We start from the raw sequence: 12319 nt of genomic DNA on the forward strand, positions 1-12319 counted from the left end.
TCATTCAATCCTTTTTCTTACCTTTGCGTTTCAAATCAATATAGATCATGGAAAAAGAAAGCCAAACGATATTTGATAAGAACGTAATTGAGTTCGTTACAGTAGCCGCCGAATTTTGTGCATTTCTCGAACGTGCCGAACGCATGAAGCGTAGTACTTTCGTTGATACATCATTAAAAATACTTCCCCTGCTCTATCTCAAAGCATCTATGCTACCCAAATGTGAGACGATTGGGGACGAGGCACCCGAAACGTATGTCACAGAAGAGATTTACGAAATTCTGCGTATTAATCTTTCAGGATTGATGGGTGACAAGGATGATTATCTGGACGTATTCGTGCAAGATATGGTTTATAGCGACCAACCTATCAAAAAATCAATATCGGAAGATCTGGCTGACATTTATCAGGATATTAAAGATTTCATATTTGTCTTCCAACTGGGACTGAACGAAACAATGAATGATTCATTGGCTATCTGTCAGGAAAACTTCGGTACACTATGGGGACAGAAACTGGTAAACACGCTACGCGCCCTTCATGACGTGAAATACAACCAGCTGGAAGAAGAGGAGGAAGAGAATGGTAATGAAGAAGGATTTTACGAACCAAGCGACGACAACGATTGTTGTGAAGAAGAAGGCTGTCATTGCCACGACGATGATTGCCACTGTCACGAAGACGGTTGCCATTGCCACGATGATGAATAAAAATAGAAATGATTGTAAGAAGAACCATAGATAAAGATGAACTAAAAGAACTCCCGAAAACTGTTTTTCCGGGACGTATTTACGTTATCCAGTCGGAAGCTGAAACGGAAAGAGCAGTAGCTTACCTCCAATCCAGATCTGTGATAGGCATTGACAGTGAAACGCGTCCTTCCTTTACCAAAGGACAATCGCACAAAGTAGCACTCCTCCAGATTTCTTCTGAAGAATGTTGTTTCCTATTCCGGCTCAACATGACGGGATTGACCCAGCCATTGGTTGACTTATTAGAGAACCCGGCTGTAATCAAAGTGGGCCTTTCACTGAAAGATGACTTTATGATGCTGCACAAACGCGCACCTTTCACTCAACAAAGCTGTATCGAGTTGCAGGACTATGTGCGCCAATTCGGTATACAGGACAAAAGTCTGCAAAAGATTTATGCCATCTTATTCAAAGAAAAAATATCCAAATCACAGCGCTTGTCCAACTGGGAAGCTGATGTATTGAGCGACGGGCAGAAACAATATGCCGCCACGGATGCATGGGCTTGCCTCAACATCTATAATCTGTTGCAAGAGCTGAAACAGACAGGAGATTGGGAAATAGCTGCTCTCCCACCTGCTCCCAAGGAAAGGGAAGAAGTCACTATCGGCCCTATAAGCAACCAGCAGTCATAGACGATAAATGATAAGTGATAAATAATAAAATAAGTAATTAATAACCAATAACAAAACTATCTCAATCCTCCTCTCCCTGGGAGAGGGTTAGGGAAAGGCTATATTATGCATAAAGTATATCTCAAACCCGGTAAAGAAGATTCTCTTAAGAGATTCCACCCCTGGATTTTTTCCGGTGCTATCGCCCGTTTTGACGGAGAGCCCGATGAAGGTGAAGTTGTAGAAGTATACACCTCCAAAAAAGAATTTATTGCCGAAGGACATTTCCAGATCGGAAGTATTGCTGTGCGCGTACTGTCTTTCCATCAGGAACCTATCGATCACGATTTTTGGAAACGCAAACTGGAAATAGCATACGATATGCGTCGCAGTATCGGCATCGCTACCAATCCGACCAACAACACTTACCGGCTCGTCCATGGTGAAGGAGACAATCTCCCCGGACTGGTTATTGACGTTTATGCCAAAACTGCAGTCATGCAGGCACACTCTGCAGGAATGCACGTAGACCGCATGACAATTGCCGAAGCTTTATCCGAAGTAATGGGCGACAAGATCGAGAATATCTATTATAAATCAGAAACAACTCTTCCTTTTAAAGCAGATCTTTTCCCCGAAAACGGTTTCCTGAAAGGAGGAAGCAGTGATAATATCGCGCAAGAATATGGTTTGCAGTTCCATGTAGACTGGCTGAAAGGTCAAAAGACCGGATTCTTTGTAGACCAGCGCGAAAATCGTTCTTTACTGGAACGTTATGCCAAAGACCGTTCGGTACTGAATATGTTCTGCTATACCGGCGGATTCTCATTCTATGCCATGCGCGGAGGTGCAAAGCTCGTCCACTCTGTCGACAGCTCTGCCAAAGCAATTGATCTGACTAATAAAAATGTAGAACTGAACTTCCCCGGTGATTCCCGCCACGAGGCTTTTGCCGAGGACGCTTTCAAATATCTCGACCGCATGGGCGACCAGTATGATTTAATCATTCTCGACCCGCCCGCATTTGCCAAACACAAAGACGCCCTGCGGAATGCTTTACAAGGTTATCGCAAACTGAATGCCAAAGCATTCGAGAAAATCAAACCGGGCGGCATCCTGTTTACTTTCTCTTGTTCGCAAGTAGTAAGCAAGGACAATTTCCGTACTGCCGTGTTTACCGCAGCAGCCATGTCAGGACGTAGTGTACGCATCCTGCATCAACTGACTCAACCTGCCGACCATCCGGTAAACATCTACCATCCTGAAGGAGAATACCTGAAAGGCCTGGTACTTTATGTAGAATAACCGGATTCACCACGGATTACACGGATTAACACAGATTTTTATCACAAAGTCATGCAGGAGTTCCACAGGGTGGTACAGGGTTTCACGGAGTCCTTTTCCTTTTCTAAGGTGAAAACAGAGAATCCGGATATGATGATTGATTGATAAAAATCTGTGTTAATCCGTGTAATCTGTGGTGAAACAGAAAGGCAATAACAGAAAAATGGAAGATTCAAAGTTAATTAGAGTTAACAAACAGAAGATTTTCGAGAAAACATTATGTTGTATAACATAAACCGTCTATCTTTGCACTGTGTTTTTCATGGTATTAGATTTAAGGTTAACAAAGATTGGCTGTCTGGGATAGATAGCCTTCTTTTTTTTATACCCCCTTCATTTGTTTTTTCACGACCAAATCTCTTCTTTTCTTCGCATTTATGCCATTTTTATCCCCTTTTTATCAAATTACTAGTCTACCTATTCAATGAAAATATTATATTTGCAAGGTTTATGAACGTGAAGAGAAACACAAATTAAAAAAGTCATGAGTATAAAAGTTCGTTTGATTATTATGAACTTCCTGCAATTCTTTGTATGGGGGTCCTGGTTAATATCATTAGGTGGTTATATGGGAAGAGAACTCCATTTCGAAGGAGGGCAGATCGGAGCCATTTTCGCCACTATGGGGATTGCCTCTTTGGTAATGCCGGGTATTATTGGTATTATTGCCGATAAATGGTTTAATGCAGAACGTTTATACGGGCTTTGCCATATCGCAGGAGCCGGATGCCTCTTCTACGCTTCTACCGCAACAGGATACGACCAGATGTATTGGGCCATGTTACTCAACTTGTTGGTATACATGCCCACGCTATCCCTCGCTAACACTGTATCGTACAATGCACTGGAACAATATAAATGTGACTTGATTAAAGACTTCCCTCCCATCCGTGTATGGGGAACGATCGGTTTTATCTGTGCCATGTGGGCGGTCGACCTTACCGGGTTTAAGAATTCAAGTGCACAGCTTTATGTAGGCGGTGCTTCCGCGTTACTGCTCGGGCTTTATTCTTTCACCCTTCCCGCTTGCCGACCGGCTAAATCAGAAAACAAATCATGGCTCTCCGCTTTCGGTCTGGATGCGCTGGTGTTATTCAAGAAAAAGAAGATGGCTATTTTCTTCCTTTTCTCCATGCTTTTAGGTGCAGCATTGCAGATTACAAATACTTATGGTGATCTTTTCTTAAGTAGCTTTGCCAGCATCCCCGAATATGCAGAATCATTCGGAGTGAAACATTCGGTAATCCTGCTGTCCATCTCGCAGATGTCGGAAACACTGTTTATTCTTGCCATACCTTTCTTCCTGCGTCATTTCGGAATCAAGCAAGTCATGCTAATCAGTATGTTTGCCTGGGTGTTCCGGTTTGGGCTGTTCGGTTTTGGAGATCCGGGATCGGGACTATGGATGCTGATCCTTTCCATGACCGTTTATGGTATGGCCTTTGATTTCTTCAACATTTCCGGTTCATTGTTTGTTGAACAAGAAGCCAATTCCTCCATCCGTGCCAGTGCACAGGGGTTGTTCTTTATGATGACCAACGGACTGGGAGCCATCATTGGCGGATATGCCAGCGGTGCGGTAGTAGATGCATTCTCTGTGTATGCTGACGGCAGACTGGTGAGTCGCGAATGGATGGATATCTGGCTGATATTCGCAGCATACGCGCTGGTGATCGGCATCCTGTTTGCCTTGGTATTCAAGTACAAACACCAGCAGGAGAGTAAAACAAATTAAGTAAAAGAGAACGATGGACAAAAAGGTAGAATTACAAGTTATAAATATCACGAACAGCCAGGCGCAAGTAGGCGCATTTGCTATGCTATTAGGCGAAGTGGACGGTGAACGGCAACTGCCTATCATCATCGGTCCCGCGGAAGCCCAGGCTACCGCTTTATATCTGAAGGGAGTAAAGACACCCCGTCCATTGACACACGATCTGTTTACAACAAGCCTCACCATACTGGGAGCCAGTCTGATACGTGTGTTAATTTACAAAGCAAAGGATGGTATTTTTTACTCCTATATTTACCTTAAGAAAGACGAAGAGATTATACGTATTGACGCACGGACTTCAGACGCAATTGCCTTGGCAGTGCGTGCCGACTGTCCAATTCTTATTTATGAATCTATTCTTGAACAGGAATGCCTTCACATGTCGTCGGAAAAAAGAACCCGTTCTGAAGAAACGGACAACGACGAAGAGACTGAAGAAGAACATGATTTGCCGGATGCTACTTCCAGAACGCTTGAGGAAGCACTGGAGCAGGCTATCAAAGATGAGAATTATGAATTAGCCGCCCGGATACGTGACCAAATCAACTCAAGAAATAAAAACCAGTAAGTAACATTATGCACGTTTTTTATACTCCCGATATACAGAAAAGCAACGAACTTCCCGAAGAGGAAGCACAACATTGTACCCGCGTTCTGCGATTAGGTATCGGAGATGAAATCACTCTTACGGACGGTAAGGGGAACTTCTACAAAGCTGAAATTACTGTTGCAACCAACAAACGTTGTTTTGTAACGATCAAAGAAACGATTTTTCAGGAACCTTTATGGCCGTGCCATTTACACATTGCCATGGCACCGACGAAGAACATGGACCGTAACGAATGGTTTGCAGAGAAAGCTACCGAAATCGGATTTGACGAACTGACTTTCCTCAACTGCCGTTTCTCGGAACGTAAAGTCATCAAGACCGAACGGATTGAAAAAATTCTTGTATCAGCAATCAAACAATCTCTCAAGGCACGGTTGCCTAAATTGAATGAGATGATTGAGTTCGATCCGTTCATCAGACAAGAGTTCAAAGGACAGAAGTTTATCGCCCACTGTTATGAAGGTGAAAAACCTTTATTAAAGAATGTCCTGAAACCCGGAGAAGACGCCCTTGTCCTGATAGGTCCTGAAGGGGATTTCAGTGAAGAAGAAGTGAAGAAAGCCATCGAACAGGGATTTGTTCCGATCAGTTTGGGCAAATCACGACTCCGTACGGAAACAGCGGCACTGGTGGCCTGCCATACGCTGAATCTACAAAATCAATAATTCTGAATCAATGATTATACAACTTTTAAATAACATAAGTATGGCAAAGAAAACGATTTCACGACTCTCGGTACTGGCAGTACTGATTGTTTTTCTGGCAGCATGTTCCAAAACATCGGAGTATACCAATGTGATACCGGCTGACGCCTCGGTAGTTGCCTCTATCAACCTCAAATCCCTTGCAAGTAAAGCGGGATTGGATGATAAAGAGAATGAAGCTGCGAAACAAAAAGTACTGGAAGCACTGAAAAGCGGAATGAATGCCGCTACCTTCCAACAACTGGAAAAGGTCATGAAGAATCCGGGTGAATCGGGAATCGATGTCGAATCTCCATTCTATGTATTCTCATCCTCTTCTTTCCCTTACCCTACTGTTGTAGGTAAAGTGAACAATGAGGACAATCTTCATGCTTCACTCGACGTGATGGCTAAAGAACAAATCTGCCAGCCGATAAGCGAAGCTGACGGCTACAGTTTTACAACAATGAATGGCGGCCTGCTCGCTTTCAACAATTCTACTGTATTGATAGTCAATGTAAGCGGAACCACTCAAACTAAAAAAGCCAAAGAAGCCATCACTAATCTGTTGAAACAGACGGCCGATAACAGTATCGTAAAATCAGGAGCTTTCCAAAAAATGGAAAAGCAGAAAAGCGATATCAACTTCCTTGCTTCTATGGAAGCTATCCCTGCAACCTATCGCAACCAGATAAGCATGGGGTTACCAACGGAGGTGAAAGCAGAGGACATCACTCTTGTAGGAGGACTGAATTTTGAGAAAGGCAAGATTGCCCTCAAAACAGAAAACTACACTGAAAACGAAGCCGTGAAAGCGCTTATAAAAAAACAAATGGAGTCATTTGGAAAAGCAAACAACACTTTCGTTAAATACTTCCCGTCTTCCACACTGATGTTTTTCAATGTAGGTGTGAAAGGAGAAGGGCTTTACAACTTGTTGAGCGAGAATAAGGAATTCCGCAATACAGTATCTATTGCTAAAGCAGACGAAGTAAAAGAGTTGTTCGGCTCGTTCAATGGTGATATTTCTGCGGGATTAATCAACGTAACGATGAACAGTGCTCCTACTTTCATGATGTATGCGGATGTTAAGAATGGTAATGCCCTCGAAACAATTTATAAGAACAAGCAATCATTGGGACTGAAAAGAGGGGAAGATATCATTCAGCTTGGCAAGGACGAATATGTCTACAAAACAAAAGGCATGAATATATTCTTCGGTATCAAGGATAAACAAATGTATGCTACCAATGATGAGTTACTCTACAAGAACGTGGGCAAAGCTGCCGACAAATCGATAAAAGATGCTCCTTACGCATCGGATATGAAGGGTAAAAACATCTTTGTAGCAATCAACGCTGAAGCAATACTGGACTTGCCTGTTGTTAAAATGGTAGCAGGTTTCGGAGGACAGGAAGTTAAAACATATATTGAGTTAGCCAATAAGGTTTCTTATCTGTCAATGAGTTCAGAAGGAGAAATCAGCGAGATCGACCTTTGCCTGAAAGACAAAGACGTCAACGCTCTCAAACAAATCGTAGACTTTGCCAAGCAATTTGCCGGCATGTAATTAATTTGTAAACAAACGGTATGAATAGTATTCACCTGCAGCAAACACTTCCCCAAGTGTTTGCTGACCGTAATTCGGTGACTTCGGATGTATGGCACCAGGATCTGATCTTCCGGAAAGAAGAAATGTATCTGATTGAAGCAGCTTCCGGCACCGGCAAATCTTCGTTGTGCAGCTATATCTATGGTTATCGCAACGACTACCAGGGGATTATTAATTTCGATGAAATCAATATCAAAGCATACTCCGTGAAGCAATGGGTCGACCTAAGAAAGCATTCACTAAGTATGCTTTTTCAAGATTTACGCATCTTCACCGAACTGACCGCTCTTGAAAATGTGCAATTGAAGAATAACCTTACCGGATGCAAAAAGAAAAAAGAAATCTTATCATTCTTCGAGCAACTGGGTATCGCAGATAAAATAAATGTGAAAGCCGGTAAACTATCTTTCGGACAGCAGCAACGTGTTGCCTTTATCCGGGCACTCTGCCAGCCGTTCGACTTTTTATTTCTGGATGAACCGATCAGCCATCTGGATGATGATAACAGCCGCATCATGGGTGAACTTATCATTGCCGAGGCAAAGACACAAGGAGCCGGTGTAATCGCAACCTCCATCGGTAAGCATATCGAGTTGCCTTACAACCATATACTTCAACTGTAACGAGTAATAAATAACAAAAAAATGAGTGGGAAATAGTAAGTGAGAAAATCAGCCGTCTCCCTCCACTGCAACATTTCAAATCGTAAATCGTAAAATTATAAATAAAATGCCAACCCTTGTCTGGAAGCTCCTCCGCCAACATATCAGTATCGGTCAACTGGCCGGTTTCTTTTTAGCCAATCTATTCGGCATGATGATTGTATTGCTTAGTGTGCAGTTTTATAAAGATGTCATTCCGGTATTCACCGAGGGAGACAGCTTTATGAAAAAGGATTTCATCATAGCTACAAAGAAAATCAGTACACTCGGTTCTTTTGCAGGAAAGAGTAATACGTTCTCTGCCGAAGATATTGCGGATTTGAAGAAACAACCGTTTACCAAAACAATAGGGGCTTTCACTCCTTCTCAATTCAAAGTATCGGCAGGATTGGGCATGCAGGAAGCTGGTATTCATCTTTCAACGGATATGTTTTTTGAGTCTGTTCCTGATGAGTTTGTCGACATCAAACTCGACAAATGGCACTTCGACGAAAGCACGCATACCATACCCATTATCATTCCCCGTAACTACCTGAACCTTTATAACTTCGGTTTTGCACAGAGCCGTAGTCTTCCCAAGCTCTCGGAAGGATTGATGGGGCTGATTCAAATGGATATTATGATGCGTGGAAACGGACGGGTGGAACAGTACAAAGGAAACATTGTCGGCTTCTCCAATCGTCTGAATACGATTCTTGTTCCCCAGTCTTTTATGAAATGGGCGAATGAGAATTTCGCACCGAATGCAGAAGCACAACCGGCGCGGTTGATTATCGAAGTGAGCAATCCGGCGGATTCCGCTATCGCCAGCTATTTTCAAAAGAAAGGATATGAAACGGAAGACGGCAAACTGGATGCCGGAAAAACGACTTATTTCCTCCGTCTTATCGTAGGCATTGTATTGGGGGTAGGTTTATTTATTAGTATTCTTTCATTCTATATCCTGATGTTGAGCATTTTCTTGCTCTTGCAAAAAAATACAACTAAGCTGGAGAGTTTGTTATTAATCGGGTACAGTCCCAACAAAGTAGCCTTGCCTTATCAGTTACTCACGGTAGGACTGAATGTTATCGTACTTGTATTATCCATCGGATTAGTCTCCTGGCTACGCAGTTATTACATAGACAGCATCCGATTATTGTTTCCACAACTGGAAACCGGGTCATTATGGGCAGCTATCAGCATGGGCGTTGTGTTATTCATTGTCGTATCGGTGATTAACATACTGGCAGTAAAGAGGAAAGTACTTTCTATCTGGATGCATAAATCATAAATGTATTCAAAGATATATCGTATGAAAAGCAAAACTACATTTTCAATGAATAGAGGTTCAATGGCTTTCTTTTTCGGAATGTTATTCTGTTTTACCTCATTATCCGGACAAAACACACAAGATACAATTCTTGCGTATTTCAATCTGCTGGAGAAAGTTCCGCAAGAAAAACTGTATCTGCATTTGGATAAGCCTTTCTATGGAGCAGGAGAAAAAATCTGGTTCAAGGGGTATCTCGTAAATTCTGTCACTCATCAAGACAATACGCAAAGTAACTTCATCATTACGGAGCTTGTCAATCGTTCCGACTCTATCGTGGAACGCAAGAAGATTCGCAGAGATTCGTTAGGTTTCCATAATGCTTTCGCCCTCCCTCCCACTCTCCCTGCAGGTGACTATTATTTGCGGGGATATAGCAACTGGATGCTTAATCAGGAACCGGAATTCTTTTATTCACGTAATCTGAAAATTGGTAATTCGATTGATAACACGATTGTTTCAAACATTGAGTATCAACAAGAAGACGAATCACATTATACAGCCAGGGTCAGATTTACCAGCAACACACAAGAGGCTTTCGGAAATACAACCATCCGCTATCGCACCATTGAAAACGGAAAGATAAAAGATAAAGGTAAAAGAAAGACGGACGAAAGCGGTTTGATTTCTATTTCTCTGCCGGATCTGAAGCCTATTGCCACACGCCAGATTGAAGTAGAATTTGACGATCCTCAATATATTTATAAGAGAACGTTCTATCTGCCTTCGTTTACAAAAGACTTTGACGTTAAGTTCTTCCCGGAAGGTGGAGTTCTCTTGACCGTTACTCATCAAAACATAGCTTTCAAAGCTCAAGGATCAGATGGTTTCTCCACAGAAATAGAAGGATTTCTGTTCGATGCAAAAGGAGACACATTAACTGCTTTTCGTTCGGAGCATGATGGTATGGGAGTTTTCACCTTGAACCCGATTGCAGGGAATTCCTATTATGTGATTGCCAAGTCTAGTGACGGCATTACCAAGCGATTCGATCTTCCGGCCGCAGAAGAAAAAGGAATCGCTCTTTCCATGACGCATTACAAAAAAGAAATACGCTACGAAATCCAAAAAACAGAAGCTACCCAGTGGCCTCAAAAGTTATTCTTGATTGCACACACTCGTGGAAAGCTGGCAATCTTGCAACCGGTCAGTGCCGACAGGACTTTTGGAAGAATGAATGACAGTTTATTCAACGCAGGTATCACCCATTTTATGTTAATCGACCAACAGGGAAACGCACTTAGCGAACGTTTAGTTTTCGTGCCCGACCGGAATCCACATCAATGGCAAATCCTTGCGGATAAGCCTACATACAGAAAAAGAGAAAAGGTTTCCTTGCAAATTTCAGCAAAGGATGATAACGGAACTCCGGTAGAAGGTAGTTTCTCCGTCAGCATTACAGACAGAAGAAGTATCCAGCCGGACTCACTTGCAGATAATATCTTATCGAACCTTCTACTAACTTCAGATTTGAAAGGATATGTAGAAAATCCGGGGTATTATGTTCTTCAGCAAGACCTGCGTACGCTTCGCACGATAGACTTCTTGATGATGACGCACGGATGGCGCAGGCATCATATCCGGAATGTACTGACTTCGCCTTCATTGAACCTCACCAACTATATGGAAAAAGGACAAACCATCAGCGGACGTATCAAAGGTTTCTTCGGCGGCAACGTCAAAAAAGGACCTATTTGTATTTTAGCTCCCAAACAGAACATCGTTGCCACTACTACCACAGATGATAAAGGAGAATTCATCGTCAATACATCATTCAGAGACAGCACAACTTTCCTCGTTCAGGCACGTACCAAAAGAGGATTCGCCGGAGTAGACATCGTGATCGATGCTCCCCAATATCCGGTAGCTTCTCCTAAATCTCCTTTTCATGATGGAACATCAACCTCCTTTATGGAAGATTATTTGCTAAATACCCGCGACCAGTATTACATGGAGGGTGGAATGAGAGTATACAACCTAAAAGAAGTAGTCGTTACAGGAAGCCGCAAGAAAGCCAGCTCGGAAAGTATTTATACAGGAGGCATCAACACCTACACTATCGAAGGAGACAGACTTGAAGGATTCGGCGCACAGACGGCCTTCGATGCAGTCAGCAGGCTTCCGGGGGTCAGTGTGACAAACGGAAACGAAATACATATCCGTAATAATCCTGAACAGCCCGTTATCGTCATTGATGATGTTGTCTATGAAGACGACAACGACATACTGACCATGATTCAAACCAGCGACATGTCCAGTTTGAGCCTTCTTCGTGGTGCTGATGCAGCAATTTTAGGTTCCCGCGGTTCGGCAGGCGCTATTGTCATTACCCTGAAAGACGGCAAGGATCTCCCGGCAAGACCGGCACAGGGCATTATTACATGTACTCCATTGGGATATAGCGATTCAGTAGAGTTCTATCAACCGACTTATGACACTCCCGAGAAAAAGAATGACCAACGTTCGGATTTACGAAGCACTATCTACTGGAATCCATCCTTACAACTGAATGCAGACGGAAAAGCAACTATAGAATATTATACTCCGGACAGCACTGCACCGGAAGATATCATCATAGAAGGCGTGGATAAAAACGGAAAGATATGCCGGACGATACAAACGATCAACAAAAAATAAATGAAACTGAATTTGAGATATGAATAGACTCATTATTGGTACAAAAAATGAACTAAATACAATCTATTCCGTGCTCCCTGCAAACGATTTTTCATTTTCATTTCTCATATTCTCATTGTTTTTAGATAAACGAAAGATAATCAGATTAATATCTTATGAGAAATACTTTTTAAAACGGTATTTCTCATAAGTTTATCCGTATTTTAGCTCTAAATAGACCTTATTCTCATAGTGTTTCAAGGTATTTCTCATAGTGTAATGTGCCGGAAGCCGGCATTGAATAAATAGAACGATGTATTCCTTTTGCTTGTTTCCATAT

At 42.4% G+C, this 12319-nt stretch carries 10 protein-coding genes; all 10 read left to right on the plus strand.

Going from position 1 to position 12319, the window contains the following annotated elements; genetic code table 11:
* Nucleotides 1–47: 47 nt before the first annotated feature.
* Nucleotides 48–710, plus strand: coding sequence for a DUF5063 domain-containing protein (locus tag BSAG_RS05215; protein ID WP_004315438.1), 663 nt, complete (start codon nucleotides 48–50; stop codon nucleotides 708–710).
* A gap of 8 nt (nucleotides 711–718) precedes the next feature.
* Entirely contained in the window at nucleotides 719–1387 is a 669-nt protein-coding gene (locus BSAG_RS05210; RefSeq protein WP_004315434.1) for a 3'-5' exonuclease, read from the plus strand.
* Nucleotides 1388–1492: 105 nt separating this feature from the next.
* Nucleotides 1493–2671: a class I SAM-dependent rRNA methyltransferase gene (locus BSAG_RS05205; RefSeq protein WP_004315432.1), complete on the plus strand. Its 1179-nt coding sequence runs from the start codon at nucleotides 1493–1495 to the stop codon at nucleotides 2669–2671.
* Nucleotides 2672–3194: 523 nt separating this feature from the next.
* Complete coding sequence (locus tag BSAG_RS05200) at nucleotides 3195–4445, plus strand: nucleoside permease (protein WP_004315430.1); 1251 nt, start codon at nucleotides 3195–3197, stop codon at nucleotides 4443–4445.
* Between the two features lie 13 nt (nucleotides 4446–4458).
* Nucleotides 4459–5052, plus strand: a complete 594-nt coding sequence (locus tag BSAG_RS05195; RefSeq protein ID WP_004315428.1) for a bifunctional nuclease family protein — start codon at nucleotides 4459–4461, stop codon at nucleotides 5050–5052.
* 8 nt (nucleotides 5053–5060) lie between these two features.
* A complete protein-coding gene (locus BSAG_RS05190; RefSeq protein ID WP_004315426.1) occupies nucleotides 5061–5759 on the plus strand; it encodes a 16S rRNA (uracil(1498)-N(3))-methyltransferase in 699 nt (232 codons plus the stop codon).
* A gap of 40 nt (nucleotides 5760–5799) precedes the next feature.
* Nucleotides 5800–7347 carry a DUF4836 family protein gene (locus BSAG_RS05185; protein ID WP_008017856.1) on the plus strand — a complete coding sequence of 516 codons (1548 nt, stop codon included), beginning with the start codon at nucleotides 5800–5802 and terminating at the stop codon, nucleotides 7345–7347.
* 20 nt (nucleotides 7348–7367) lie between these two features.
* The gene (locus BSAG_RS05180; RefSeq protein WP_004313014.1) at nucleotides 7368–8012 is read left to right on the plus strand and encodes an ATP-binding cassette domain-containing protein; all 645 of its coding nucleotides are present in this window, start codon (nucleotides 7368–7370) and stop codon (nucleotides 8010–8012) included.
* Between the two features lie 106 nt (nucleotides 8013–8118).
* Entirely contained in the window at nucleotides 8119–9324 is a 1206-nt protein-coding gene (locus BSAG_RS05175) for a hypothetical protein (protein WP_004313013.1), read from the plus strand.
* Nucleotides 9325–9345: 21 nt separating this feature from the next.
* The gene (locus BSAG_RS05170; RefSeq protein ID WP_008771142.1) at nucleotides 9346–12000 is read left to right on the plus strand and encodes a TonB-dependent receptor plug domain-containing protein; all 2655 of its coding nucleotides are present in this window, start codon (nucleotides 9346–9348) and stop codon (nucleotides 11998–12000) included.
* Nucleotides 12001–12319: the final 319 nt, after the last annotated feature.

Origin of the sequence: Bacteroides sp. D1, from assembly GCF_000157095.2 — a bacterium.
Classification (GTDB): domain Bacteria; phylum Bacteroidota; class Bacteroidia; order Bacteroidales; family Bacteroidaceae; genus Bacteroides; species Bacteroides xylanisolvens.